General features: G+C 73.0%; 18 protein-coding genes. 7 read left to right on the top strand and 11 right to left on the bottom strand.

Features of this window, described 5'->3' with window-relative positions; genetic code table 11:
• Positions 1–124: 124 nt before the first annotated feature.
• Positions 125–1,396 carry a pectate lyase gene (locus tag LCN96_RS44540; RefSeq protein WP_225268434.1) on the top strand — a complete coding sequence of 424 codons (1,272 nt, stop codon included), beginning with the start codon at positions 125–127 and terminating at the stop codon, positions 1,394–1,396.
• Positions 1,397–1,443: 47 nt separating this feature from the next.
• On the opposite strand, the gene sigJ is transcribed toward LCN96_RS44540, so the two are convergent.
• Positions 1,444–2,325 (bottom strand): RNA polymerase sigma factor SigJ, encoded by an 882-nt coding sequence (sigJ, locus tag LCN96_RS44545; protein ID WP_225268435.1) that lies wholly within the window; start codon positions 2,323–2,325, stop codon positions 1,444–1,446.
• 170 nt (positions 2,326–2,495) lie between these two features.
• Between sigJ and LCN96_RS44550 the strand changes: the two genes are divergently transcribed.
• Complete coding sequence (locus tag LCN96_RS44550; protein WP_225268436.1) at positions 2,496–2,933, top strand: hypothetical protein; 438 nt, start codon at positions 2,496–2,498, stop codon at positions 2,931–2,933.
• Positions 2,934–3,018: 85 nt separating this feature from the next.
• Here the strand turns inward: LCN96_RS44550 and LCN96_RS44555 are convergent, their stop codons facing one another.
• Positions 3,019–3,858, bottom strand: a complete 840-nt coding sequence (locus LCN96_RS44555; protein WP_225268437.1) for an SDR family oxidoreductase — start codon at positions 3,856–3,858, stop codon at positions 3,019–3,021.
• A 164-nt stretch (positions 3,859–4,022) separates the two neighbouring features.
• Here LCN96_RS44555 and LCN96_RS44560 point away from each other — a divergent pair, with 164 nt between their 5' ends.
• Together LCN96_RS44560 and LCN96_RS44565 are read left to right on the top strand one after the other, a co-directional pair.
• Positions 4,023–4,607, top strand: coding sequence for a TetR/AcrR family transcriptional regulator (locus LCN96_RS44560; RefSeq protein WP_225268438.1), 585 nt, complete (start codon positions 4,023–4,025; stop codon positions 4,605–4,607).
• Positions 4,608–4,622: 15 nt separating this feature from the next.
• The gene (locus LCN96_RS44565; protein WP_225268439.1) at positions 4,623–5,762 is read left to right on the top strand and encodes a GDSL-type esterase/lipase family protein; all 1,140 of its coding nucleotides are present in this window, start codon (positions 4,623–4,625) and stop codon (positions 5,760–5,762) included.
• Between the two features lie 10 nt (positions 5,763–5,772).
• On the opposite strand, the gene LCN96_RS44570 is transcribed toward LCN96_RS44565, so the two are convergent.
• Positions 5,773–7,644, bottom strand: coding sequence for an ABC transporter ATP-binding protein (locus tag LCN96_RS44570; protein ID WP_225268440.1), 1,872 nt, complete (start codon positions 7,642–7,644; stop codon positions 5,773–5,775).
• Positions 7,645–7,819: 175 nt separating this feature from the next.
• A complete protein-coding gene (locus LCN96_RS44575) occupies positions 7,820–11,101 on the bottom strand; it encodes a glycosyl hydrolase family 95 catalytic domain-containing protein (RefSeq protein WP_225268441.1) in 3,282 nt (1,093 codons plus the stop codon).
• A 245-nt stretch (positions 11,102–11,346) separates the two neighbouring features.
• Here LCN96_RS44575 and LCN96_RS44580 point away from each other — a divergent pair, with 245 nt between their 5' ends.
• Positions 11,347–12,261 carry a hypothetical protein gene (locus LCN96_RS44580; protein ID WP_225268442.1) on the top strand — a complete coding sequence of 305 codons (915 nt, stop codon included), beginning with the start codon at positions 11,347–11,349 and terminating at the stop codon, positions 12,259–12,261.
• Here LCN96_RS44580 and LCN96_RS44585 read toward each other — a convergent pair.
• Positions 12,231–15,116, bottom strand: coding sequence for an AfsR/SARP family transcriptional regulator (locus LCN96_RS44585; RefSeq protein ID WP_225268443.1), 2,886 nt, complete (start codon positions 15,114–15,116; stop codon positions 12,231–12,233). The two genes, LCN96_RS44580 and LCN96_RS44585, sit on opposite strands and share 31 nt — an antisense overlap.
• 184 nt (positions 15,117–15,300) lie before the next feature.
• On the opposite strand from LCN96_RS44585, the gene LCN96_RS44590 reads away from it, so the two are divergent.
• Positions 15,301–17,211, top strand: coding sequence for a DUF2264 domain-containing protein (locus LCN96_RS44590; RefSeq protein ID WP_225268444.1), 1,911 nt, complete (start codon positions 15,301–15,303; stop codon positions 17,209–17,211).
• On the opposite strand, the gene lexA is transcribed toward LCN96_RS44590, so the two are convergent.
• The 4 genes from lexA to LCN96_RS44610 form a co-directional block, all read right to left on the bottom strand.
• Entirely contained in the window at positions 17,142–17,810 is a 669-nt protein-coding gene (gene lexA, locus LCN96_RS44595) for a transcriptional repressor LexA (protein ID WP_449867121.1), read from the bottom strand. The two genes, LCN96_RS44590 and lexA, sit on opposite strands and share 70 nt — an antisense overlap.
• Positions 17,811–17,853: 43 nt before the next feature.
• Positions 17,854–19,116 (bottom strand): DUF7824 domain-containing protein, encoded by a 1,263-nt coding sequence (locus LCN96_RS44600; protein ID WP_225276198.1) that lies wholly within the window; start codon positions 19,114–19,116, stop codon positions 17,854–17,856.
• Positions 19,117–19,766: 650 nt separating this feature from the next.
• The gene (locus LCN96_RS44605; protein WP_225268446.1) at positions 19,767–20,798 is read right to left on the bottom strand and encodes a hypothetical protein; all 1,032 of its coding nucleotides are present in this window, start codon (positions 20,796–20,798) and stop codon (positions 19,767–19,769) included.
• Between the two features lie 73 nt (positions 20,799–20,871).
• Positions 20,872–21,111 (bottom strand): phosphopantetheine-binding protein, encoded by a 240-nt coding sequence (locus LCN96_RS44610; RefSeq protein ID WP_225268447.1) that lies wholly within the window; start codon positions 21,109–21,111, stop codon positions 20,872–20,874.
• Positions 21,112–21,159: 48 nt separating this feature from the next.
• Between LCN96_RS44610 and LCN96_RS44615 the strand changes: the two genes are divergently transcribed.
• Complete coding sequence (locus LCN96_RS44615; RefSeq protein WP_225268448.1) at positions 21,160–22,716, top strand: class I adenylate-forming enzyme family protein; 1,557 nt, start codon at positions 21,160–21,162, stop codon at positions 22,714–22,716.
• On the opposite strand, the gene LCN96_RS44620 is transcribed toward LCN96_RS44615, so the two are convergent.
• Entirely contained in the window at positions 22,711–24,048 is a 1,338-nt protein-coding gene (locus tag LCN96_RS44620; protein WP_225268449.1) for a nucleotide disphospho-sugar-binding domain-containing protein, read from the bottom strand. The genes LCN96_RS44615 and LCN96_RS44620 overlap by 6 nt on opposite strands.
• Positions 24,045–25,250 (bottom strand): radical SAM protein, encoded by a 1,206-nt coding sequence (locus LCN96_RS44625; RefSeq protein WP_225268450.1) that lies wholly within the window; start codon positions 25,248–25,250, stop codon positions 24,045–24,047. The genes LCN96_RS44620 and LCN96_RS44625 overlap by 4 nt, the downstream gene beginning before the upstream one ends.
• Positions 25,251–25,255 lie beyond the last annotated feature (5 nt).

The following is a 25,255-nucleotide window of genomic DNA, read 5'->3' on the forward strand; positions in this document are numbered from 1 at the left end:
AACGACGCAGTGGATTTGCAAACGGTTGCAGCATCGCGCTTCCGGAGGGGATCGGCCTGTGGTTGACTCGCCCTCACTTCGGGAAAGCGCTTACCCGCCCTTCCATCTCGAAACGGAGTTCCGCGTGCGCGAACAGGAACGATTCGGCAGAAGGCTGGCGGTCGTGCTGGCCACCGGCCTCCTCGCGACCGGAGGACTGGTGGTCGCGCTCAACGGCACCGCCTCGGCCGCCCCGGCCAACGGCGACTACACGCTCGTCAACTCGAGCAGCGGGCTGTGCGCCACCGTACCCGGCCAGAGCACCGGCGACGGCGTCCAGCTCACCCAGAGCACCTGCTCGGGCGGCGCCGGGCAGGTCTTCACCCTCACCGCCTCCGGCAGCGCCTTCCAGATCAAGGCCCAGCACAGCGGCAAGTGCGCGGGCGTGCGCGACGCCTCCACCTCCGCGGGCAAGGCCGTCCAGCAGGAGGGCTGCACCGGGGCCGCCTCGCAGACCTGGCAGCTCACGGCGTCCGGGTCCGCCTACCGGGTGGTCAACTCCAACGGCGGCAAGTGCCTCAACGTCAAGGACAACTCCACCGCGTCCGGCGCGCTTCTGCAGCAGAACTCCTGCGACTCGGCCGCCACCAAGCAGTGGACGCTGCGGGCCGCCGGCGGCTCCGGCCCCGACCCCACGCCGACGCCCACGCCCACGCCGACCGTCACCCCGACCAGCGGCGGCGGGGACGGCAGCGGCCCCTGGCCGACCGCCACGGGCAGCGTCAAGCTCGCCGACACCCAGCAGGTCACCAACTTCGACGGTGGCATGAAGAGCTACTACGGCATCGGCGACGGCGGCCAGAGCGAGAGCCAGGACCCGATGTTCGAGGTCGCCAACGGCGGCACGATCCAGAACGTGATCATCGACGCCCCCGCCGGTGACGGCATCCACTGCCTCGGCTCGTGCACCATCCGCAACGTGTGGTGGAACGACGTCGGCGAGGACGCCGCCACGTTCATGAGCTCCAACTCCTCGGCGACCTACCTGGTGGACGGCGGCGGCGCCAAGTCCGGCTCCGACAAGGTCTTCCAGCACAACGGCGCCGGCACCGTCACCATCAAGAACTTCCAGGTGCACAGCTCAGGCAAGCTCTACCGGGCCTGCGGCAACTGCTCCTCCTCCTACCAGCGGCACGTGCGGATGGAGGGCGTCACCGCCCGCTCCACCAAGGTGCTGGCCGGCATCAACACCAACTGGGGCGACACCGCGCGCTTCAGCCGGATCACGGTGTACGGCAGCGCGGTCATCTGCGAGAAGTACCGTGGCGTGCCGAAGGGCAGCGAGCCCACCAAGATCGGTGAAGGCGCCGACGGGGTGAACTGCATCTACTCCCCGTCCGACATCACCTGGCGCTGACCCGGCGCGTGGCCCCCGACCGCAGGCCGGTCGGGGGCTCCGCCATGTCACTCGGGGATGCTGGCGAGCTTGTCGGGGTTGCTCAGGACGTAGACGTCCCGTACCTGCTCGCCGTCGGCGGTCAGGTCCAGCACCATCACGGCGAACGGCCCCTCCTCCGACAGCAGCACCACGGACGGGTCGCCGTTGACCTGCTGGTAGCGCAGCTCGACGTCCTGGTTGTGGCGGGTGCCCGCGACGATCGTGCGCGCCACCTTGTCCCGGCCGCGGATCGGGCGCGGCCCGCCCACCGCCGACTTGCCGCCGCCGTCGGGCCACAGCGTGACGTCCGGCGCGAGCAGCTCCATCAGCGCGCCCAGGTCGCCGCCGAACGCCGCCTCCACGAACCGCTCGGTGACCGCCTGGTGCGTCCGCCGGTCGATCCTGGCCCTGGGCCGCCGCGCCTGCACGTGCTCGCGGGCCCGGTGCGCGATCTGGCGGACCGCGGCCGGGCTGCGGTCGATCATCCCGGCGATCTCGGTGTGCCGGTAGGCGAACACCTCGTGCAGCACGAACACCGCCCGCTCCAGCGGGGTGAGCGTCTCCAGGACCACCAGCATGGCGATCGACACCGACTCCGCCCGTACGGCGGGATCGGCCGCGTCTGTGGCCAGCGGCTCGGGCAGCCACGGGCCCAGGTAGGTCTCCTTGCGCCTGCGCAGCGCGCTCTGGTGGGCCAGGGCCTGGTTGACCGCGATGCGCACCAGGTAGGCGCGGTGGTTCTCGATCGTCTCCAGGTCCTTGGCCGACCACGCCAGCCAGGTCTCCTGGAGCACGTCCTCGGTGTCGCCGACCGTGCCCAGCATGTTGTAGACGATGGAGAACAGCAGCTCGCGATGGCCGGCGAACAACCGGGAGGCCCTGCTCTCCTGTGTCTGCGTCTGCTCCATCCCCGCTCCCCGTGCCGGTGCCGTCGTATCCACGATCAAGAGCTCGCCGGGGGCCCCGAGTGTGACGCGATCCGCGCAGGTGTGATCCGCATCATAGGAACCCCGCCAGGGTGTCACAAACGCGACCGCCAGGACGTCTTAGAGGTACCTGAGTGACAGCGAGGTGAATCATGGCCTGGCGGATCGCCATGGACGCCACCGAGGCGACGCTTACGACGAGCACGTCCAAGGACCCCCTGTATACGCTTCCCGGTCTCGACGGCGCCTTCTACCTGCGGCCGGGCGGTGAGCTGGCGGGCTTCGCGCTGCGGCTGCCGCTGCCCTCCCGGCGCGGCGGGCAGCGGGACCTGTGGTGGGAGGCGGCCGACCTGGACCGCGAAGGGCGGGCCTGGCTGCGGTACGGGCAGCAGGAGGTGTGCCGGGAGGTGTCCGTGTTGTGCAGGCAGATCCCGGGTGAGCGGCCCTACGAGAAGATCGTGCTGGAGACGGCGTTCTCCTCCTGGAGCCTGCGCCTGCCCGGGGTGCCGTTGCTGCGGCCGCGCCGGTTGACGTTGCGGCTCTTCAGCGAGTTGCGGACGGTGGAGAGCACGCCCGACCTGCCACGCTGAGGCGGGCGGGGGTCGTTCAGCAACCGGTTGCCGGAAAGTCCGGCGTCGAGCACGGCTGTGGCCCATGGGCACTGCCCAGACGGGCTCAGCTGAAGTCGGCGCGGTGGTCGGCGACCCACTGGGCGTAGGTGCGGGCGGGGCGGCCGGTGAGGTCCTCGACGACGGAGTTGACCGGCGCCGGCTTGCCCACCGTCGCCTCCATCAGGTCGAACAGCGCGTTGACGAACGCCGGGTCCATGAACTGGCCGAGCTGCGCCCTGACCGGCCCGGCGTCGAGCTCCTCGAAGCTCAGCGGTCGGCCGAGCACCGTGCCGAGCACGCGCACCTGCTCGGCCTGGGTCATGGACTGGGGCCCCGTCAGCTCGTACACCCGGCCCGCGTGCCCGTCGCCGGTCAGCACCCGGGCCGCCACCGCGGCGACGTCGCCCTCGTGGACGGGCGCGCTGGTGGCGCCGGCGTACGCGCCGCGCACGACGTCGGAGCCGCCGAGCTGCATGGCGTACGACAGCGAGTTGACGGCCGGGAAGAACAGCCGCAGGATCGTCCACTCGGCCCCGGTGGCCTTGACGGCCTGCTCGACGCCGTGGTGGTAGGCGGCGATCACGTCGGGCTGCCGGTCGGCCCCGTCGATCACGGCCCCGGAGGACAGGAACACGATCCGGCCGACTCCGGCCCGCCGCGCGGCACGCAGCAGCGGCGCCGCCTCCATGCCGTACGGCAGGACGAGGAAGAGGGCGCGCACCCCGCTCAGCGCCGGCGCGAGCGTCTCCTCCTGCGTCAGGTCGCCCCGCACGACCTCGACCCCGGCGGGCAGCCCTGCCCTCTCCGGGGTGCGGCTCAGCGCCCTGACCCGGTGCCCCTCGGCGGCGAGCGCTTCGACGGTCTGCCGACCGAAGTGGGCCGTGGCCCCGACTACCAGGATCATCTTCGTCCTCCTCTGTGCATCCGGCGGAACTCTCCGCCGTGGACCCCACTCTATCAGAACGGAATGCTTCGTTCCTCCACGGGCCGACCAACTGTGGCCGCCATTGAATTGCCTAAAGCCTTTAGGTATTTGCATACTGTGTTGCGGCAAATGGAGGCAGGGTTATGGCACGGGCAGGGCTGACCGCGGAGCGTCTGGTGCGGGCGGGCGCGGAGCTGGCCGACGAGATCGGGTTCGACCAGGTGACCGTCTCGGCCGTGGCCAGGCGGTTCGACGTCAAGGTGGCGAGCCTGTACTCGCACGTGAAGAGCTCCCACGACCTCAAGACGAGGATCGCGCTGCTCGCCTTGGAGGAGATGGCCGACCGGGCGGCCGAGGCGCTGGCCGGGCGGGCGGGCAAGGACGCGCTGACCGCCCTCGCCGGCGTCTACCGCGACTACGCCCGCGAGCACCCTGGCCGCTACGCCGCCGCCCAGCTCAGGCTCGACCCGGAGACGGCGGCCGCCGGCGCGGGCGTGCGGCACGCGCAGCTGACACGGGCCATCCTGCGCGGCTACGACCTGGCCGAGCCCGACCAGACGCACGCCGTACGACTGCTGGGCAGCGTCTTCCACGGCTACGTCAGCCTGGAGCTGGGCGGCGGGTTCGACCACAGCGCGCCCGACACCCAGCAGACCTGGTCCCGCACCATGGACGCCCTCGACGCCCTCCTGCGCAACTGGCCCCCCGCGGCCACCGAAGACCTGTAGCGATCGGCTGACATCATGCTCATCACCACCCCCATCACCGAGACCCTCGTCCGCGGCGCCGCCGACCTGGAGCGCACCGAGCACGGCCTGCTGCCGCACCGGCTGCCCGCGCGGGCCCGCGCGCAGTGCGCCGACGGCCAGCTCGCCGTGGCCGAGTCGCAGCCCTCCGGCGTGCGGCTGGCCTTCCGCACCACGGCCACCACCGTCGAGCTGGACGCGCTGCCCACCAAGCGCGTCTACCTGGGCGCGCCGCCCCGCCCCGACGGCGTGTACGACCTGCTCGTCGACGGCCGCCTGACCGGCCAGGCGAGCTTGCCCGACGGCGATACGGTGACCGTCGACCTCGCCACCGGCTCCGCCGAGCACCGGCCCGGCCCGGTCGGCACCGTCCGCTTCACCGGGCTGCCCGCGCGGGAGAAGGACGTCGAGCTGTGGCTGCCGCACAACGAGACCACCGAGCTGGTCGCGCTGCGTACCGACGCCGCGATCGAGCCGCTGCCCGGCCGCGGGCGCAGGGTGTGGCTGCACCACGGCAGCTCGATCAGCCACGGCTCCGACGCGGCGAGCCCCAGCACCACGTGGCCGGCCCTGGCCGCCTCCCTGGCCGGGCTGGAGCTGATCAACCTCGGGATGGGCGGGAGCGCGCTGCTCGACCCGTTCACCGCCCGCGCCATGCGGGACACGCCCGCGGACCTGATCAGCGTCAAGATCGGCATCAACCTGGTCAACGCCGACCTGATGCGGCTGCGCGCGTTCGGCCCGGCGGTGCACGGCTTCCTCGACACCATCCGTGAGGGCCATCCGACCGCGCCGCTGCTGGTCGTCTCGCCCCTCTACTGCCCCATCCACGAGGACACCCCGGGGCCCGGCGCGTTCGACTTCGCCGCGCTCAGCACCGGCAGGCTGCGCTTCCGCGCCACCGGCGACCCCGCCGAGCGGGCCGCGGGCAAGCTGACGCTGGGCGTCATCCGGGAGGAGCTGGCCCGCATCGTCGAGCAGCGGCGGGCCGGCGACCCGCACTTGCGCTACCTCGACGGCCGCGACCTCTACGGCGAGGCCGACCACGCCGAGCTGCCGCTGCCCGACGAGCTCCACCCGGACGCCGCCACCCACCGCCTCATCGGCGAGCGCTTCGCCAAGCTGTCCGGCTGCTGAGCCCGCCTGGTCAGTCGAGCCTGCCCTCGCGGGCGCCGGCCAGCGCCTCCCCCTCCGGCTCGCCCTCGTCGGTGACGTCGTCGTCGATGAGGAAGCCGCCCGACTGGTGCCGCCAGAGCCTGGCGTACGGGCCCTGCGCCTGGAGCAGCTCGCCGTGGGTGCCCTGCTCGACGATGCGGCCCTTGTTGAGCACGACGAGCCGGTCCATCCGGACGACCGTGCTCAGCCGGTGGGCGACCACGAGCGCGGTGCGCCCCTGCATCAGCCGCCACAGGGCCTCCTGGACGAGCAGCTCGCTTTCGGAGTCGAGAGCGCTCGTGGCCTCGTCCAGCAGCAGGATCGGCGCGTCCCGCAGGATGGCGCGAGCCAGGGCCAGGCGTTGCCGCTGGCCGCCGGAGAGCTTGACGCCGCGCTCCCCCACCAGCGTGTCGAACCCGTCGGGCAGCGACTCGGCGAACTCCGTGACGTGCGCCGCCCGCGCCGCCTGGAGGATCTCGGCGTCGGTGGCGTCCGGCCGGGCGAAGGCGATGTTGTCGCGGATCGACCGGTGGAACATGGCCGGCTCCTGCGGCACGTACGCGATGAGGCTGCGCAGGTCGGCCTGGCGCAGCCGGGCGATGTCCTGGCCGCCGATGAGGATGCGGCCGCCGTCGATGTCCATCAGCCGCAGCAGCAGCCGGGTGAGCGTGCTCTTGCCGCCGCCGGACTGGCCGACCAGCCCGATCCTGGTGCCGCTGGGGATGTCGAGATCGAGGCGGTCGAACAGGGGCGGCCCGTCGCCGTAGGCGAAGCGCACCCGCTCGAAGCGCACGCTCGCGTCGGCGGGCCGCAGCGGCTGCGGGTCGGGCGGGTCCACCACGGTCGGCGGGTCGAGCAGCAGCTCGGTGAACTGCGCGGCCTCCGTGAGCACGCTCTCCAGGCGCCGGTAGATCTGGTTGAACTCGAACATGATGCTGATCGTGTTCGTGTAGTAGGTGAAGGTCACCACGATGGCCTCCACCCCCAGCCCGCCGCGCAGCGCCACGGCCAGGAGCAGGCCCACGGCGCTGGTCAGCACCGACATCGGCGCGACGACGGTGTCGACGCGCAGGTTGCCGTAGTCCCACGAGCGCAGCGACAGCCTGGTCTGCTCGGCGATCCTGGCGCGGTGCTCGGTGGCCTCGCGGTCCTCGGCGGCGAACGCGCGTACGGTGTCCATGTTGGACAGCACGTCGGCCACGTGACCCGACACCCGCACCTTGGCCGCCTCGCGCTCGTCCACCAGCGCCTGGCGGCGGCGGATGAGCGGGGCGACGAGGAAGCCGGTGACGACGATGAGCCCCAGCAGCACGATGACCAGCAGCGGGTCGTAACTCCACAGCACCACCGAGGCGAAGGTCAGCGGCACCAGCTTGGCCATGATGGAGAACGTCATCGTGTCGACGAAGTCCTCGAACCTGCTGGAGAAGCCCAGCACCCGCTTGGTCAGCGAGCCGGCGAAGTTGTCGTGGAAGAACGCGGCGTCCTTGACGAGCAGCTCGTCCATGCCGACGACGCCGAGCCGCTCGATGCCGCGCGCGTCCGTCCGGTTGAGGAAGTGCAGGCCCACCCGCCAGAACACCTCGCCCGCCAGCAGCAGGCCGCCGAAGGCGAGCACGTACGGCAGCAGCGCGTCCACGGCGCCGTCACCGCCGCCGGCCAGGTGCCCGACGAGTGCGGCCACCGCCAGCGGCGCCAGGTAGTACAGGCAGACGTTGCCCAGGGCCGGCAGCGTCAGGGCCGGCGCGGCGACCCGCCACTGGCGCCTGAGCTCGCCGAAGTAGTAGCGCAGGACCAGCAGGATCGAGGATTTACGCGGGGACGGAGTGTCTCCGGAGCCTTCGCGTGTCCCGAGCACAGTCATCCGCCCTCCCCGAACGCCGATACCCGCCGTCGTCATGCTGCCGCAGTCCGTACGCGAGGAGCGACTGATTTTTCTCCCCCGCGAACTCGATCACCGTCCCCTGTTGTGCGCGCGGCGGGGGTTCCTGGACGACGCCGGGCGGAGCCGCCGCTCCGCCCGGCGCGGGCTCACGAGGTCAGAAGGCCAGCTCCCGCCAGGTCCGCACCTCCTCGGCGGTCAGCGTCCTGGACAGGATGGCGGCGCGATCCACGCCTCCGGTCATGCGCTGGCCGCCGCCCTGGTCGGCGCCGAAGCGCAGCGGCCGGGCGGCGCAGCCGGTGATGCCGTCGGCGCCGACCTGGCCGGTGGCCACGCGCGTGCCGTCCACGTAGAGGGCGAGCGTGCCGGTGCGGTCGAGGGTGACCACGAGGTCCAGCCAGCGGCCGGTGGGCAGGGTGGCGTTGAGGGTGACGTTCGCGCCGGCGCCGATGAAGCGCACCTGGTGCGACGGGGTGACGTCGATGAGCACGCCGTCGGTGCCCGGGTCGCCGGACGGCTGGGAGTCGAACAGCCTGCGGTAGCCGCTGCCCTGGACCTTCACCTCGGCGGCGAACGTGGCCTCACGCACCACGCCGAGCGTGGTGTTCGCGGTGGTCAGGTACGTGCTGCCGTCGAGCACCAGCCCGCTGCCCGACGGGGCGGCGGGGTCGTAGGCGGCGGTGCCGCCCGCGACGGTGGCGTCACGGCCGTTGCCGGAGCTGTCGGCGACCGTTGCGCCCTCCTTCGGGTCCCAGGCGACCAGGACGGAGCCGGCCGGGGCGGGCGCGCACGGCTCCAATGCGAGCACGGCGGAGGCCGCGCCCCGCCACGAGTCGCCGGCGACCGAGGCGGACAGCACCGCCCGCCGCGAGCCGTCGGCCGGCCCCGGCGTGACGGTGAAGGTGGCGGTACGCGACCGGCCGGGCGCCACGCCCGCCAGGTGCCGGGTCGCCGGCGCGGCGGTCCAGCCCTGCGGCACGGTGAGCGTCACGTCGGCGGCGGGCACCGACCTGCGGCGGGTGGCCGCGACGGTGACCCGCGCCTCGAACGGCGTGCCAGGGGTGGCGGTGGCGGGCGCCTGCAGGGTGACGGCGGCCTCGTTCTGGATCGTGTACGTCTTGCCCGCGCGGGCGTTCCAGCTCAGCGTGTCGCCGTCGCGGCGCGGCCCCACCTCGTGCCCCTGCTCGTCGTGGACGCGGTAACGGCCGGCGATGAACGACGACCTGACCTTGATCGGCCCGGTCCTGCCCGGCCGGACGGTGATCGTGTCGGGGGCGCCGTCCTTCCAGGCGGCGTCCACGGTGACGTCGCCGCGGGCGCGCAGGCCCTGGACGGAGCCGTCGCGCCAGGTGCTGGGCAACGCGGGCAGCACGTGCACCACGTCGTGCTGGCTCTGCAGCAGCATCTCGGCGACGCCGGAGGTGGCGCCGAAGTTGCCGTCGATCTGGAACGGCGGGTGGGTGTCCCACAGGTTGTCCAGCGTGGACGCCTTGAGCTGCTCGGCCAGCATCTTGTGCGCGTGGTCGCCGTCCAGCAGCCGCGCCCAGAAGTTGATCTTCCACGCCTTGGACCAGCCGGTGCCGCCGTCGCCGCGCGCCGTCAGCGACACCTTCGCCGCCTCGGCCTCCGGGGTTCCGGGCAGGATCTGGTTGCCGGGGTGCAGGGCGTACAGGTGGGAGACGTGCCGGTGGGTGTCGGTCCTGGAGTCCCAGTCGCTCTTCCACTCCTGGAGCTGGCCCCAGGAGCCGACGCGCAGGCCGGGGTCGAGCTCGGCCAGGGCCGCGCTCACCTCGTCCTGGAAACCCGCGTCCGTCTTCAGCTTCCTCGCCGCCGCCAGGGCGTTGGTGAACACCTCGCGGACGATCTGCTGCGACATCGCCGCGCCCGCCGAGAAGTCGCCGTGCTCGGGCGAGTAGCTCGGCGAGACGACGAGCTTGCCGTCGCGCGGGTCGGTGTGCAGGAAGTCGAGCCAGAACTCGGCCGCGCCCTTGAGCACCGGGTACGCGGTCTCGCGCAGGTAGGCCTCGTCACCCGTGAAGCGGTAGGTGTCGTACAGGTGCTGGGTGGTCCAGGCCGCCGCCTCGGGGAACCAGAAGGAGCTGGCGTAGTCGTGCACGCCGGTGAAGCCGAACGGGTTGGTCTCGTTGTTGACCACCCAGCCGCGGGCGCCGTACAGGTCCTGGGCGGTCTTGCGGCCCGGGGCCACCAGCGCGGTGATGTAGCGGTCGTACGGCGTGGTCGTCTCGTGCAGGTTGGTCTGCTCGGCGAGCCAGTAGTTCATCTGCAGGTTGATGTTGACGTGGTAGTCGGCCGACCAGGGCGGGTTGGTGACGTTGTTCCACACGCCTTGCAGGTTCGCCGGGAGCAGGTCGTTCTCCCGGGAGGAGGAGATGAGCAGGTAGCGGCCGTAGGCGAAGAACAGCGCCTCCAGCGCCCTGTCGTCGGCCGAGACGCCGCCGGTGTAGTTCCTGCGCAGCTGGTCGGTGGGCACGGCGGGCGTGCTGCCGCCGAGGTCGAGCCGCACCCGGTCGAACAGCTTGCGGTAGTCGGCGACGTGCGCCTGCCTGAGCTGCTCGTAGCCCTTGGCCGCGGCGGCGTCCACGGCGGCGGTGACCTTGGCGTGCGGGTCCTCGCCCCGGTAGGCGGGGTAGGTGCCGGCGTAGTCGGTGCCGGCCGACAGCACGAAGACCGCGCTGTCGGCTCCGGAGACGGTGATCCTGTCGCCTGCGTCCGTCCGCGTGCCGCCCTCGGTGAGGACCTGCACCTGGGCCTCGAACTTCATGCCGTTGTCGCGCAGGGCACCGCGGATGGTGAGCCTGCCGCCGGAGGCCGTGACGGTCTTGTCGCCGCGCGGCGAGGTGTGCCGCAGGGTGAACGACACCTTGCCGCCCTGGTCGGCGGAGACCCTGCCGACGATCACGTTGCCGGGGTTGCTGGCGAAGTACTCGCGGGAGTGGCGCACGCCGTCCGCGGTGTACCCGACGCGGGCCACGGCCTCGCGCAGGCTCAGCTCGCGCCGGTAGCCGGTGGGCGCCGTGTGGCCGAAGTCGAGGAACAGGTCGCCGAAGGTCTGATACGCCCCGAACCCCGTCTTGGGCTGGCCCAGCTTGGCGGCCACGTCGTTCGGCGTCATCCGGCCGTCGCGGTCGATCCGCTGCTGGACCTCGGCGATGGCGCCGGGCCGCGGGGTCCGCCAGTTGCCGTGGTCGTACCCGGCGGCGCCGGGGCCGCCGGTCCACAACGTCTTCTCGTTGAACTGGAGCTGCTCGGTCGCCACGCCGCCGAAGACCATGGCGCCCAGGGGGCCGTTGCCGATGGGCAGGGCCTGGGTCTCCCAGTCGGTGGCGGGCTGGTCGTACCAGAGGGATAAGTCATCGGGTGTCTCAGCGATGGCGGCGGTCGCACCGGCGGGTGCGGACAGGCCGGCGGCAAGCGTCAAGGCGACGATCAGGGCGCTGCTGAAGCGTCGCCTCGGGGGGTGCGGCACGGAATCCTCCGATCACAGGAGCCTTGGTCCAAGGAGATAGCATCGAAACAGGGCCGTAACAAGACTTCTCATCCGATGTTTCTTGCGGCACGCTGGGTGGTAGAGGAACGGAACAACAGGCCGCACCCGTCCGATCACCTGCGTCGTCGAGCATCCGTCAATGATCCGTCGACACGCAGGCTCTATCCTCGTGCGCCATGTCCACTGACCAGGTCGCGGTAGAACAGACCGCTCCCCATACGCTCCCCGCGAGCGACGCCCCCGACGGCGAAGGCAACGGCGAGGAGGGCAACGGCGGTGTCCTCTACCTGATCGAGCGCATCGGCTCCGTCATCGTGCCCATCGGCGTGACCCTCTACGCCGTGCTCTACCTCGGTGTCGAGGAGATGTACAGCGTCTTCGGCATCAGCCCCCAGCAGGCAGGCATCGACCAGTCCGTGCTGCTGGGCCGCCTCATGGGCACGCTGATCCTGATGCTGCTGATCGCCATCCCCACGCTCGGCTTCGCCGTCGCGCTCTGCTGGGTGGCCGACAAGGTGACCCGCGGCGCGCTCAGCAGGGCGGTGCAGGCCGTCCGGCGGCGGCCGTGGGTGGCCGCGCTGCTCGCCGCGCTGTGGTGCGGCGCCACGTACTGGGGATTGTTCAACATCTTCGGTGACCTCGACCTGGCCGTCATGGTCGTCATCGCCGTGGGGCTCGGCGTGGTGACGTTCCTGGTGCCGTTCAGGCTGCTGCGCCGCAGGCCGGTCGGCCGCGCCGCGACCAAGGTCCTGCTCGGCGCCCTCACCGGGGTCGGCCTGGGCTTCCTGCTGATCCTGGCGATGGTCAGGGGCGCGCTGGAGGTCCAGGAGACCGGGCAGGCCAACGAGCTGCTCAGCTACGTCGGCTTCCAGGACCAGTGGACGATCATCAAGAACGCCGAGGACGACAAGCCGCTCTACGACGGCCGCTGGATGATGCTGCTCGGCGAGAGCGACGGCACGTACGTCTTCTACGACTGCGACAAGTACGAGACGTTCCGCCGCCCCATGGAGACGACCAACCTGGGCTCCATCCAGCTCGACCCCGAGCGGGAGAAGGGTTACACCTGCGGCTCGCTCGCCGAGGAGTAGGAGACCCGGGGCGGGTCGAGGCCGGCCAGCAGGGCGCGCACGTCCGCCGCGTCGGGTGAGCCCTGCCGCTCCATGATCGTCAGCGCCTCGGCCAGGCAGGCCCTGGCCCGGCTGAGCCGGCCGAGCCCGCTCAGCGCCTGGCCGAGCACGGCGAGCGCCTTGCCGCGCATCCAGCCCCGGTCGGCCTCGTGCAGCATGGCCAGCGACTCCTCGGCGTGGTCCACGGCCCGGTCCGGCCGGCCCATGCCGAGGTGGGTCTCGGCCATCCGGCGCAACGTCAGGCCCTCCCAGGCGCGCTGCTTGAGCCGGCGGAACTCCGCGCGGCCCTCGCCGAAGCGGGCCAGGGCCTCCTCGTGGCGGCCGGCCGCGCCCAGCGCGACGCCCAGCTGGTAGACGATCTGCGGGTTCGGCCTGCCGCCGCTCAGCTCGCGGGTGATGTCGGCGGCCAGCTCCCCGGCCCGCACCCCCTCCGCGCCCCGGCCGGCCTCGGCCAGCACGAGCGCCAGGTTGCCCATGATGACGGCCTCCTCCGAGCGGTGGCCGAGCGCCCGCCAGGTGGTGATCGCCTCCTCGTACAGCGCGGTGGCCTCCTCGTAGGCCCGGCGGTCGTGCGCGAGCATGGCGAGCACGTTGACCGCGCCCGCGTGGTCGACCAGGCGGGCCTCGCCGCACGCCCGCACGGCCCTGCTCTCCGCGGCGGCCGCCTCGACGGCCCTGCGGGAGTAGAGGATCTCGCCGCGCTTGCGACGGGCGTGCGCCTCGGTGGCCCGGTCGCCGCGCTCCGCCGCCGCCGCGACGAGCCGCTCCGCCATCTGCTCGTACGCGGTGGTGCTCGACTCGAAGTCGAAGACCAGGCTCATCATGTCGAACAGCGACACCGCGTCCCGCAGCCCGGTGCCCGGCGTCTCGGCGAGCTGGTGCAGGCAGCACAGCATGCCCTGCTCCTCGGCCTGCCCCCACTCGATCGCGGCGTCCAGGTCCGCGAACGGCGGCCGGGGGCCGTACGTCCTGGCTGGGTCGAGCACCGGGTCGCCGGGGTACATCTCGCCGATGATCCAGGCCATGGCCGCCAGGTAGTGGCCGAGCAGCCGGTCGAGCACCTGCCGCCGGACGTCCTCGCCCTCCAGGCGGGAGCGGGCGTAGAGCTTGAGCAGGTCGTGATGGCGGTAGCGGCCGGGCGCCGGCGACTCCATCAGGTGCACGTTCACCAGGGCCTCGCACAGCTCCTCCGCCTCGGCCTCCGGCACGTCCAGCACCGCCGCCGCGGCGGGCGCGGTCAGCCCGGCCGCGTTCGGCACCGCCAGCAGCCGGAACGCCCTGGCGTGCGCCTCGTCGAGCTGGTCGTACCCGAGGGCGAACGTCGCCTCCACGGCCAGGTCGTCCACCCGCAGCTCGGCCAGGCGGCGCCGCTCGTCGGCCATCCGCCCGAGCATCCTGGCCAGGCTCCAGCCGGGGCGCGCCGCCAGCCGCGAGGCCACGATCCTGATCGCCAGCGGCAGGTAGCCGCACGCCCGCATCAGCTCGTGCGCCGCCTCCCGCTCGGCGGCCACCCGCTCCTGCCCCACCACCTTGGCCAGCAGCGCCAGCGACTCCTCCGGGCGCATCGCCTCCAGGCCGAGATGCCTGGCGCCCGAGAGCGCGGCCAGCCTGGCTCGGCTCGTCACCAGCACCGCGCAGCCGGCGGTGCCCGGCAGCAGCGGGCGCACCTGCGCCGCGCTCGCCGCGTTGTCCAGCAGTACCAGCACCCGCCGCTCGGCCAGCACCGACCGGTAGAGCGCGGCCCGCTCGTCCAGCTCCTCCGGGACGCCCGCCGCGTCCGCCCCCAGCGAGCGCAGGAACCCGCCCAGCACGACCTCCGGCGCCAGCGGGCGCGGCCCGGCGCCCTGGAGGTCCACGAAGAGCTGGCCGTCGGGGTAGGCGGCGGCCAGCCGGTGCGCCACGTGCACGGCCAGGGTGGTCTTGCCCATGCCGCCGGCGCCCGCCACGGCCGAGATGACCAGCGCCGAGCCGCCGCCCTCGCGCAGCGCCCGCGTCACCTGCTCGACGTCCGGCTGCCTGCCGGTGAAGTCCGTCATGTCGGCGGGCAACTGGCGCGGCACCGGCTTGGCGGCCGGCACCGGCTTGGCGGCCGGGGCCGCCTCCTGCGGCCGGGCGCCGAACGCGGCGTCGGCCGTGATGATCCGCCGGTACAGCTCGGCCAGCTCCGGCGACGGATCGACGCCCAGCTCGTCGGCCAGCAGCTTGCGCAGGTCGGTGAACACGCCGATCGCCTCGGCCTGCCTGCCCGAGCGGTACAGCGCCGTCATCAGCAGGCCCGCCAGCCGTTCCCTGACCGGGTGCTCCGCGCAGAGCGTGGTGAGCTCGGCGACGACCTCCGCGTGCCTGCCCTCCTCGACGTCCTCGCCGAGCCTGCGCTCCAGCAGCGCGAGCCGCCGCTCCGCCAGGCGGGCCCGCTGCGCGTGCGCGTACCCGCCGTCCAGCCCGGCCAGCGGCTCTCCCTGCCAGAGGGCCAGCGCCTCGCCGGGCCGGCCCTGCCGGGCCAGCTCGTCCAGGTCGGCGAGGTCGCAGGTGCCGGTGGTGAGCGCGTACCCGCTGCCGACGGAGGCGATCACCTCCGCGCCGAGCACGGCGCGCAGCCGGGAGACGTAGGTACGCAGGGTGCCGACGGCGCTGCGCGGCCGGGCCTGGCCCCAGAGCGCGTCGAGCAGCTGGTCCTGGCCGACCACCCGGCCTCCGGCCGTCAGCAGCACCGCCAGCACCAGGCGCTGCTGCGGCGAGCCGACGTCCAGCTCGGCGCCGTCCCGCCAGGCACGCACCGGGCCGAGCACCGAGAAGCGCAGGTCTGGATCACTCATCGGACAACACGGCGACGCACTCGTCTCCTCAGGGGGCGTTACCGGATCGAGGCAAGCATCATAGGGGACGGCTCCTGTCCGGTGTGGCCCGTTTCGCGTGTTGACACACGTGTGCGTCGGCTGGCCGCGCGGCCATGATCTCCAGGAAGAGCTCCCACCCCGCCCACCGACTGAAAGGCCGCACATGCTCCCTCCCTACCTCCCGCTCCCCCCGTCCGACCGCCTGCTCTCCCCGCGCACCGGCTGGACCCGCGCCCACTGGGAGGCCCTGGCCGACCACCTGCTGGAGGCCGTCATGCCGTACGCCTCACCGGGGCGGGCGCAGTTCCGGCTGCCGGGGCGGGCGAGCTGGTCGGGGGTGGAGCTGGACGGGCTGGAGGGGTTCGCGCGGACGTTCCTGGCCGCGTCGTTCCGCATCGCGGGCGCGGGCGGGGACGTGCCGCACCTGGTCGAACGGTACGCCGGTGGGCTCGCCGCCGGCACCGACCCGTCGAGCGGCGAGTCCTGGCCCGTGCTGACCGACCGGTCGCAGCAGCTGGTGGAGGCCGCCTCGATCGCGATCGGCCTGCACGAGACCCGGCCGTGGTTGTGGGACCGGCTCGACGACGGCGTGCGGGAGCGGGTGGTCGACTGGCTCGGCGGGTTCGTCGGGAAGCGGACCTGGGACAACAACTGGGTGTTGTTCCAGACGGTGACGGAGGAGTTCCTCAAGTCCGTCGGCGGGCCGTACGAGCAGCGGGAGATCGACCGGGGCCTGGAGCGCATCGAGGACTGGTACGTCGGCGACGGCTGGTACACCGACGGCGGCTCCAGGAACTTCGACCACTACTGCGGCTGGGCACTGCACCTGTATCCGCTGCTGTGGACGCGCATGTCGGGCGACGCCGAGCGGGCCGCGACCTACGCGGGGCGGCTGCGCGAGTTCCTGGGCACCTACCAGCACTTCTTCGGCTCCGACGGCGCGCCCCTGCATCAGGGGCGCTCGCTCACCTACCGGTTCGCCGCCGTCGCGCCCGTCTGGCTGGGCGCACTCGCCGACGCCACCCCGCTCACGCCCGGGCAGACCCGCAGGCTGGCCTCCTCCGTGGCCCGCCACTTCGCCGAGCGCGGCGTGCCCTCGCCTGACGGGCTGCTCTCCCTCGGCTGGTACGAGCCGTTCCTGCCGGTGACGCAGGCGTACTCGGGGCCGGCGTCGCCGTACTGGGCCTCGAAGGCCTTCGTCGGCCTGCTGCTGCCTCCCGACCACCCGGTGTGGACCGAGTGCGAGCAGCCGCTGCCCATCGACGAGCGGGACGTGACCGCGGCCGTCCCCGCCGCCGGCCTGCTCCTGCACGGCACCCGCCACGACGGGATCGTCCGCCTGCTCAACCACGGCAGCGACCACGGCGCCCCGCCTGACGACCCGCACTACGCCAAGCTCGCCTACTCCACCCGCACCGCGCCCGAGGCGGCCGAGCACGCCTGGGCCCGCGACCTCGACAACCACCTCGCCCTCGTCGGGCCGGACGGCCTCCCCTCGCGCCGGACCGCGATCCGGCCGCTGATCTGCCACGACACCACCGCCTCCTCCTCGTACGAGACCGGCACGGGAGCCGTGGTCACCACCACCTCCACCGTGTCCGGCCCCTGGGAGGTACGCGTCCACGAGATCACGGGCGAGCCGGGCGGCGGCACGGTGCGCGAGGGCGGCTACGCCCTGTCCGACGCCGGCCCGCCCGCCTCGGTCAGCGGCGACGGGTGGGCGCTGGCCCGCCGCGCCGACGGCCTCACCTCCGCCGTCATCGGCCTGTACGGGTGGGAGCGGGCCGAGGTGGCGCGGGAGGTCGAGTCGAACGCCTTCGGCCCGCACTCGGCCATCCCCTGCCTGCACTCCGGCACGCCCGGCCTGCACGTCTCCCTGGTCGTGCTGTCGGGCGACCAGGTGCATCCGGGTGCGTTGCGGGAGGCCGTCACGGTCGCCGTGAGCGAGGAGGCGGTCGTCGTCACCTTCCCCGGCGGCACCGGCGCGACGGCGGCGCGTACCGCTCAGACGCTGCGCAGGACCGAGACCACCACGCCCAGCACCACGGCCTCGTCGCCGTCGATCACGTCGTAGGCGGGGTTGCGGGGTTCGAGGAGGACGTGCCCGCCGCGCCGCCGGTACACCTTGACGGTGGCCTCGCCGTCGATCATCGCGGCGACGATCTGGCCCGAGTGCGCCTCCGGCTGCTGCCGGACGACCACGATGTCGCCGTCGCAGATCGCGGCGTCGATCATCGAGTCGCCCCTGACCCGGAGGCCGAACACGGTGCCCCTGCCGGTGAGGTCGCGCGGCAGGGTCAGCGCCTCGTCCAGGTGCTCCTCGGCCAGGATGGGGCTGCCGGCGGCGATGTCGCCGACCACGGGCACGCTCACCAGGTCCGCGGGCTGCTCCGGCGCGGCGGCCCGCAGGAACGGGCGCACGTCGATCGACCGGGTCACCGTCGTGCCCCGGCGCAGCAGCCCACGCTCCTCCAGGCTTCTCAGGTGCTTCGAGACCGACGAGGGCGACCTCAGCCCGACGGCGCGGCCCAGCTCGCGGGTGCTCGGCGGGTAGCCGTACCTGGCCACCCAGTCCCGGATCGTGGCCAGGATCCGCTGCTGGCGCTGGGGCAGGGCCGAGAAGTCCACGTACTCGAAGGCGTCATGATCGTCGTAGCTGGTCACCTGCGAAATGCTAGGCCCATCGCGGGCCCGCCGGGGTGGCGGGCCGCTCTCGTCAGCCCTCCTTTACTTGTGCGAGCAGTTGGTGGCGCAGGGTGCGGGCCGCGCGCAGGAAGGCGCTCGATCCCTTGCGGGCCGCCACCTCGGCGAGCACGGGGACGGTGCCGCCCGCTCCGGCCCGGCTGGCGGTGGGGTCCGGGGTGGGGTCCGGGGTGGCGTCGCCCGCTCCGGCCCAGCGGGCGGCGTCGCTCGCGAACGTGAGGGCCTGGGTGTGACCGGCGTGCGGCCGTTCGTCCGGGCCGGGCAGGTAGACGGACAGCAGCCCCGTCATGACCTCCCACACCTCCCGGTGCGCCCCCTGCTCCGCGCAGGCCTCCAACGCCACGCGTACGGCGCTCATCTTGGCCACGTCCCGCCGCAGGCACAGCCCGAGCTGCCGCCCGCACTCCACGGCGGGCAGGCACCCGGCGGCAGCCGCACCCAGCAGCAGCGCCTGGCCGCGCTCCGGCCAGCCGTACGTGCCGCGCTCGGCGAGCTGGACGGCGATCAGCAGCGCCATCGCCTCGCCCACCGGCCCGTCCTGCGAGAGCAGCCCGGCCACGTACCGGTCGAAGTAGCCGGGCCGCTCCCATGTGTTGAGCAGGTGCGGCAGGAGATGCATGGCGACCGCCTCCCGGTCGCAGGGCAGCGTCATCGACCAGGACTGCATGTACTTGCCGCGCTCGTCGCCGTACCCGTAGGGGTCCGGGTCGGACAGCAGCAGGTCGATCGACGCCAGCCCCGTCGGCTCGATCCGGATGCGGGGGTGCAACCGCGGGCTGTGCGTGCCCTTCTCCCGGTCGTGCGTGTAGTGGCCGCCGGCGTGCGACCAGTCCACGCGCAGCTCCGGCCGCGGCCGGTCTGCCAGCCAGCGCGCCAGCCTGGTGCCCGCCTCCGAGGTCAGCTTCGCCGCCCGCTCGATCACCTCCGCGTCCACCTCGCGCGGCAGCCGCAGCAGCGCCTGCCCGAGGTCGGCGGGCAGCGCCTGGACGCCTGCCCGCTCGTACCCCTCGACGCGGGCGACCAGCTCGGCGGGGTCGAGGTGGCCGGAGGTGAGGGTCGGGGTGGCCAGCAGGTACGGGGGCAGCGTCCCAGCCTTCAGCGCGGCGTGGATCTCGGCGCAGCGCAGCAGCATCACGTGGTGCGGGGCCGAGATGTGCCGCAGGTCCGGCAGCCGGTCACGCGGTGGTTGCTCCACCACCCCGCCGCGCCTCTTGCTGCGCAAGGCGGCGAACATTTCTTGGAGCTCCGCCTGGCCGACTTCCTCGCCAGCGCTCATGAGGATGACCTGGCTGCCGAACCGGGACTCCTCCTCTTCGGGCTCCGGGATGGGTGGCTCCCGGCCGGGATCGGCCGCCTCGCGCAGCAGCGCCTGCAGCCAGTCGCTGAGCTCGTACCAGTGGCGCCGCCCGTAGAGGTGGCCGGGCTCGGGGCAGGGCCGTTTCGACGGGTCGCGGACGAAGGCGTCGAGCCAGCGCTCGAAGGTGACGCCCTCGCCGACCCGCTTGCAGGTGGTGGTCAGGTCGTCGAGCGGTGGGGGGAAGGGCTCGCGGGCGGGCGGCTCGAAGGGCGGCAGCTCCCCTGGCACGAACCCGTCGGCCGGCTCGGGCTCCTCCTCTGGTGCCACCTCGCCGTACGCCTGGGCCAGCGTCGCCGCCAGCTCGGGCGGCAGGACACCGGCGGCAGCGCGTACGGCTTCGGCCCCGGCCGGGGTGAAGCGGCTCGCGTGCTTGACTGCCAGGCGTACTGTGCGCTCGCGTACCTCGTACGACTCGCAGAGGAAGGCCGAGGCGAGGGCGGGGGCGAGGGCGTCGAGGTCGCCGGGGGTGTCGCGGGCGGACTGGTCGAGCAGGGTCAGGCCGGCGCGTACCAGCTTCGTCTCGGGGCGGAACAGCAGCGCCGACACCGCCTCCCCCAGCTCCGCACCGCTCAGCCCGCCCGCCCGCCGCACCTGCCGCAACGCCAGCTCGGCCACCGGGCCGGGGGCGGCGGGCAGTAGGCGCAGGTAGTCGCGGATGCGTTCCCGGGAGGGGCGGGCGGCTCCCGCAGCGGCGACTCGGCCGCGCGCCGAGGCGAAGAGGGCACCGCGCACGCGGCCGACGCAGTGGGCGCGGTGGACGCGGTGGGCGCGGTGGGCGGCCGTTGCAGGTGGTCGCCGGTGCGGTCCCGGGCTGGGACGAGCAGCTCGTGCAGCCGGACGAAGAAGCGCAGGTCGGTGGCGCTGCCGCCGCGCAGGAAGCGGCGCACGCAGCCGTCGACCAGCGGCTCGGGCGCGAGCGTGCCCACCGCGACCGCCGCGCGCAGCGCCCCCAGCCAGGTGCGCCGGCTGCGATCCCAGTCGGGCGGGTCGGCGGTGTCGTTGCTCAGCGCCCGCCCCACCCCCTCGGCCTCGAACAGCCGGGGCAGCAGGTGCCAGGCCAGCGGATCCAGGGCCAGGTCGGGCGGCGGCTGGGACACCCAGGCGGTGGTCAGCGGGTCGTGGTCGGGCGGGGCGGCGCCGGTGCGGCGCAGCAGCTCCAGGGCCAGCGGCACGCTGTCGTCCCTGGCCTGGGTCCGGGTGCCGCGCAGGCGCAGCGCCAGGCGTACGGCGAGGTCGGCCTGCCACTGCGGCGGCCGGGCGGCGATCACCCGCAGCAGGGGCCCGAGGTCGCGCGCCGGCCACCAGCGGGTGAACTCGCGCCGGTAGAGCCAGGTGGCGACGGCCGCCGCCCCGCCGAGCACACCCGCGCCCGCGACGCGCATGGGCTCGATCCAGTCCTCGCTCCCTGACCAGCCGCCGCGGTCGCGTTCGACGACCGCCTGCCTGGCGTCGGCGATGTGGCCGGGCAGCTCGCGGGCCACCTCGCGGCGCCCGGCCTCGTCGAGGGCCAGCACCGCGGTCGCGACCCGGGCGGGGTCGCCGGCGCTGATGGCCGCGCGCACGCCCGGCCACGCGCCGCTCATCGGGGGGTGTGTGATCATGCCGCATACGGTAGGGATCGCCGCCGACAGAACCGGCCCGCGCGCGTCACGACGCCACCGCTGCCCGCGCCCCTCAGAGCACCAGGCGGCGCACCGAGTCGGTGAGGGACCGCGCGCTGCGGAACGTCCCCGGCTCGATCATTTCGTCCGGGAATTCGATGGAAAGGCGTTCCTCAAGCTCCGTCAGCAATTCCACCATACGCAGGGAGGTAAGCCCGGCGGAGTTCAGTTCGGTGTCTGGGCCGAGCTCTCCGGCGGCCATTCCCAGAGTTTTCTCGATAAGACTCGTGACTATTTCATGAAGCTCATCCACAGTGTTATCCTCGGTCGATCGATCACTTCCGACAAGGGCTGATGATCCGTGGCCGACGTGCATCGTTACCCCTCCGCCGCGCCTGCGCGCAGCTGCTTCACCGACTTTTTCGACGAGCATCTCCGAGCCCGTCCCGACGCTCCGTACATCACCGGCGACCCCGCCGGGGCGGGCGCGCAGCGCACACTTTCCTATCGGCAGCTCGACGCCTGCAGCCGCCGGCTCGCGTATTGGCTGAAAGGCGAGCTGGGCGGCTGCGAAACCGTCGGGCTCATTCCGCGCAACGAGCTGACGTCGGTGCTGACGATTTTCGCCGCGGTACGCGCGGGATACCGCGTGCTGTTCCTCAGCCCGGCCGATCCCGAGGCGCGGCTGCGGCAGCAGACCGAGGCGCTCGGCGTGACGGCCGTCCTGAGGTCCGCCGCCGTGCCCGACGACGCCTGCGCCGGGGCGATCCTCGTCCCCGAGCCGTACGACCTGCCCGACGCCGGGCCGTTCGCGGCGCCCGCCGCCGACCCTGGTGATGACGTGTTCTACTTCGGTACGTCCGGCTCCACCGCCGCCTCGAAGCTGGTCGCCCAGTCCCGTCGCAACGTGGTGTCCAACGCCGAGGCGGTCCGCCGGCACCACGGGCTGGGCCCGGGCGACCGGTTGCTCGGCTGCCTGCCGATCCATCATGTCAACGGGGTGCACTTCTCGCTGATGGCCACGTTCATGGCGGGCGCGCACGTCGTGCTGGCCGGCGGGTTCGACCCGTTCGCCTACCCGCGCCTCATCGAGCGGCACCGGCCGCGCATCGCCAGCGTGGTGCCGAGCATCCTGGAGACGCTGACGGCCACGTGGCGGCGTCCCTCGCTGCCCGCCGAGTTCGGCTACTTCGTCTCGGCCGCCGCGCCGCTGCCCACCGCGACCGCCCGCGCCGTCCGCAAGCGGCTCGGCGCCCGCGTCCTGCAGGGGTACGGGCTCACCGAGACCACCAACTTCTCCACCACCATGCCGGCCGGCCTGCCGGAGAAGGACGTCAAGCGCTTCCTGACCGAGGTCGACGTGCCGTCGATCGGGGTCGCGGTGCACGGCAACGAGGTGGCCGTGCTGACCAGGGACGGCGAGCGGGCAGCCCCCGGCGAGGTCGGCGAGATCTGCATGCGCGGCCACAACGTCATGAACGGCTACGCGGGCAACCCGGCCGCGACGCGGGAGGCGTTCGAGGGCGGCTGGTTCCACTCCCAGGACCTCGGCTTCGAGCTGCGCGACGCCTCGGGCCGGGGCTTCTTCTTCGTCACCGGGCGGCTGAAGAACATCGCGAAGGTGGGCGGCGAGTCCGTCTCGCTGGAGGAGATGGAGAAGGTGCTGCGGGCGGTGCCGTACGTGCGGGACGCCGCCTGCGTGGCGGCCCCGCACCGCTACCTCGGGGAGGAGATCGTCGCGGCCGTCGTCCACACGGAGGACGCGCCGGAGACGGTCAACGTGCGTCCGCATCTGCTCGCCGCCTTCGCCCACAGTGTGGTGCCCAACCGGGTCGTCCGCCTCGACGCGATCCCCAGGACGGCGACGGGCAAGATCCGCCGCCCCGAGCTGGCCCGCCTGCTGCTGTCGCCGTCATGACCGGCTCCCGATCGGCCCGCTCCTGGACGACCGCCTTCCGAGCGACACCACCAGTCCGGCCGCGCGCCGGGCGCCGCCCGCCGCGGTCATCCTGTCCCTGAGGGTCAGGCACGCCGTCCGGTACGACGGGTCGTGCAGCACCTGCCGCACGGCCTTGGCCAGCAGGTCGGCGTTCACCGTGGCGAACACGTCGTGCGGGTCCCAGAGCGCCACCGCCGCCCCGCCCGCGATGGCGATCTCGGCGTTCGGGAGCTGGTCGCCGACGCCGGGCACCGAGATCATCGGGACGCCCGCGAGAAGGCTCTCGGCGGTGCTGCTGGTGCCGTGGTGGGTGATGAAGGCGTCGGCGTACCCGTTCAGCAGCTCCCGTTGCGGGAGGAAGGCGCGCACCACGAAGTTGCCCGGCCACGCGGGCTCGTCGGCGGCGGTCAGCGAGGAGCCGGTCGCCACCACGACGAGCACGTCGTCACGGTCGCCGAGCGCGCCGATCAGGTGGTCGAGCAGGGCGAGCAGGTACGCGCGCCCGCTCGGCGCCCCGCCGACCGGCGAGCCGAACCTGAAGCCGGTCAGCACGGTGCCGAGGGAGAACAGCACGATCGAGCGGCCCGCCCGCCGCGCCGCGTCCAGGACGTCATAGGGGAAGCTCCGGTCAGAGCGATCGTGCGGCCCGGCCTCCCCCACCGACGGGCCGACGAACGCGCAGGTGCCCTCGTAGCGCGACAGTGCGGCGTGCAGCCGGGGCGCCGTCACCGCGTCCACCCGCCTGGACATCGACTCGATCGCGGTGACGATCGACAGGTCCGGCGACGGGAAGAGCACGGGCAGCAGCCCCTCCTCCAGCGGATCCCAGCCATACAGCGCCCGGTAGCGCCGCCCGGCCGAGGCCGGCTCGCGGGAGGCGTGCTGGAGCACGAACTGCTCGCCGAGCGCGCCGTATCCGGGAAAGGTGACCAGCGACGCCGACGGCACGCCGAGGGCGCGGGCGGCGACCAGCCCGTGCACGCAGAACACGTCGTACAGCACGACGTCGGGGCGGAACTCGGCGGCGCGCGCCGTCATCCGCTCGCTGACCGCGAGCGGCTCGACGAAGCTCCGGTACGCCAGCTCCGACACCCCCACCGGCACCGACGAGGAAGGGGCCGCGGCCTCGACGGGCACGTGACACGCGCCCGCCGCCGTGAGGGCCGGGCCGAGCGAGGCCGGCGCGAAGCTGCGCACCTGCGCCACGTCGGGATGCCCGGCCAGCGCCCGCACGATCGGCAGGAGCGGGTTGACGTGCCCGATCGCGTCGATGGGGAAGACCGCGACCCTGACACCGCTCGCCGGGCTCATACGAGGGGAAGCGGTTTGCGGATCTGGATGGCGGGCTCGATCCTGGGCGTACGGTAGTCGCGGCCGTTGCAGTAGCCGCACGCCCGCAGGTGCGTCGTCCTGCCGTACAGGCGCCGGATGCCGGCCCGCAGCTCGGCCCCCGACAGGTCGCCCGTCAGGTCCACCACGTCGGCGGGGTCGGCCGGGATGGCGCCCAGGTTGGTGCCGTTCGCGGAGAACGGGCAGCGGTAGAGCTTGCCGTTGAGCAGGGTCAGGATGTCGTTGACGCAGCAGTTGCTGAACATGTCGTCGAGCACGGCGTCGCTGCGCTCGACGAACCTGATCCGCCCGGAGTCGGTCCAGACCGGGATCTTCGACAGGTGGGTGACGCCGTTCTCGCGCAGCGTGGCGAGCAGCTCGTCGTGTTTCCTGGAGTGCGCGCCGTAGTCGGTGATCTCCACGACCACCTTGTCGTGGCGCAGGCAGTCGAGGTTCTCGCCGCGCGGGACGATGGTGGCGTTGGTGTAGATCACCACCTTCTGCACCTGCTCGTAGCCGGTCAGCTTCCTGATCACCCGGTGCACGCGGGGGTTGACGAAGGGCTCGCCGCCCAGCACCCGGAACTCGTAGATCCCGTCGATCGCGGCCACGATGCGGCTCACCGCGCTGTCCAGCAGGTCGAGGTCGCTGTGCCGGGGCTTGGTGTAGTACTGCATCAGGTTCGAGCAGTCCTGGCACTTCATCGAGCACGCCTCGGTCACCACGACGTCGAGGTACTTCAGGACGAGCGGGTCGTCGGCCGACTCCCTGGCCTTCAGGCACTCCCACTTGTGCAGTGCGATCTTGCGCTCGATCAGCACGAGGTCCATGCCTGTGTCGCAGTCGCGGAAGTCGAAACCGTCGAGGAGCTCGACGCAGTCGTGGAGGTCGGTGAACCCCATCGCGCGCAGCCGCGCGGTCATGGTGGTGAGGTAGTTCCCGCACAGGAAGACGCAGGAGTCGGCGGGCAGCTCGGCCAGCCGTTCCGGCGCCCGGATCGTCAGGCCGCGCAGGGTCTGGCCCTGCTTGCTCTGCCGGCCGTCGGCGAAGCAGGTGACCCGCACGCCCAGCCGGGTCAGCGCGGCGTGCGCGAGCACGCCGATGTCGCCCGCGCCGAAGAGCACGACGGGCCGGCCGGTGGCGGCGAGCTCGCTCACCAGGTCCGGCGCCACATAGGTCTTCATCGAAG

This window comes from Nonomuraea gerenzanensis, from assembly GCF_020215645.1.
In the GTDB taxonomy this organism is placed as follows: Bacteria; Actinomycetota; Actinomycetes; order Streptosporangiales; family Streptosporangiaceae; genus Nonomuraea; species Nonomuraea gerenzanensis.

Excerpts from the sequence above, each read along its gene's own strand:
- sigJ (WP_225268435.1), bottom strand. The coding sequence starts at position 2,325 with ATGGAGCAGACGCAGACACAGGAGAGCAGGGCCTCCCGGTTGTTCGCC.
- LCN96_RS44550 (WP_225268436.1), top strand. The coding sequence starts at position 2,496 with ATGGCCTGGCGGATCGCCATGGACGCCACCGAGGCGACGCTTACGACG.
- LCN96_RS44555 (WP_225268437.1), bottom strand. The coding sequence starts at position 3,858 with ATGATCCTGGTAGTCGGGGCCACGGCCCACTTCGGTCGGCAGACCGTC.
- LCN96_RS44560 (WP_225268438.1), top strand. The coding sequence starts at position 4,023 with ATGGCACGGGCAGGGCTGACCGCGGAGCGTCTGGTGCGGGCGGGCGCG.
- LCN96_RS44565 (WP_225268439.1), top strand. The coding sequence starts at position 4,623 with ATGCTCATCACCACCCCCATCACCGAGACCCTCGTCCGCGGCGCCGCC.
- LCN96_RS44570 (WP_225268440.1), bottom strand. The coding sequence starts at position 7,644 with ATGACTGTGCTCGGGACACGCGAAGGCTCCGGAGACACTCCGTCCCCG.
- LCN96_RS44580 (WP_225268442.1), top strand. The coding sequence starts at position 11,347 with ATGTCCACTGACCAGGTCGCGGTAGAACAGACCGCTCCCCATACGCTC.
- LCN96_RS44585 (WP_225268443.1), bottom strand. The coding sequence starts at position 15,116 with ATGAGTGATCCAGACCTGCGCTTCTCGGTGCTCGGCCCGGTGCGTGCC.
- LCN96_RS44590 (WP_225268444.1), top strand. The coding sequence starts at position 15,301 with ATGCTCCCTCCCTACCTCCCGCTCCCCCCGTCCGACCGCCTGCTCTCC.
- LCN96_RS44600 (WP_225276198.1), bottom strand. The coding sequence starts at position 19,116 with ATGAGCGCTGGCGAGGAAGTCGGCCAGGCGGAGCTCCAAGAAATGTTC.
- LCN96_RS44605 (WP_225268446.1), bottom strand. The coding sequence starts at position 20,798 with ATGATCACACACCCCCCGATGAGCGGCGCGTGGCCGGGCGTGCGCGCG.
- LCN96_RS44620 (WP_225268449.1), bottom strand. The coding sequence starts at position 24,048 with ATGAGCCCGGCGAGCGGTGTCAGGGTCGCGGTCTTCCCCATCGACGCG.
- LCN96_RS44625 (WP_225268450.1), bottom strand. The coding sequence starts at position 25,250 with ATGAAGACCTATGTGGCGCCGGACCTGGTGAGCGAGCTCGCCGCCACC.